Below are 659 nucleotides of genomic sequence, written 5' to 3'. Positions count from 1 at the left end.
CTTCCGTGACAGCTCGATCGTCGGCACCACCGAGCTGCACACGGCCCGCAACTCCGGCACCGGCTTCACCGCGACGCCGCTGATGGTGCGCAGCTGGACGGTGTCGGAGAAGCCCGAGCGGCGGGCCGCGTGGCGCTTCGACGACCCGGGCAGCGGCACCGCCGTCTTCGACGAATACGGCGACTACCCGGCGAAGGTCTACGCCGGCGGGACCCGAGTCAATGGTCGCAAGTTCTCCACCGACCCGAACGACCGGGCGCTGTCGCTCAACGGCACCACCCAGTGGGCGGCCACCAGCGGCGCGGTCGTGCGGACCGACCGCAGCTTCACCGTCGCGGCCTGGGTACGGGTCACCACGACCAACCATTGGCAGACGGTGGTCGGTGCGCAAGGCAGCTGGCAGTCCGGCTTCTACCTGCAGTGCACCGTCGACGGCCAGTGGCGCTTCGTGTTCGCCAACGACGACGTGGCATCCCCGACGGGATATTCGTTGGCGCAGGGCAAGACACTGGCACAGGCCAACACCTGGACCCACATCGCGGGCGTCTACGACGGGGACACCGGCACGATCAAGTTCTACGTCAACGGCGTTCTGGAGGGCACCGGCATCCGGGCGACCCCGTGGAACGCCTGGGGCCCGGTCCAGATCGGCCGAGCCG

1 protein-coding gene is annotated in these 659 nt (G+C 69.3%); it reads left to right on the top strand.

Annotated elements, in window-relative coordinates; genetic code table 11:
* Positions 1 to 659: LamG domain-containing protein (locus tag Dsi01nite_RS56650; RefSeq protein ID WP_203854844.1), on the top strand; the 659-nt coding region annotated here is incomplete at both ends.

The sequence above is a fragment of the Dactylosporangium siamense genome, from assembly GCF_016862795.1.
GTDB lineage: Bacteria > Actinomycetota > Actinomycetes > Mycobacteriales > Micromonosporaceae > Dactylosporangium > Dactylosporangium siamense.
This window is presented reverse-complemented; position numbering and strand designations above follow the sequence as displayed.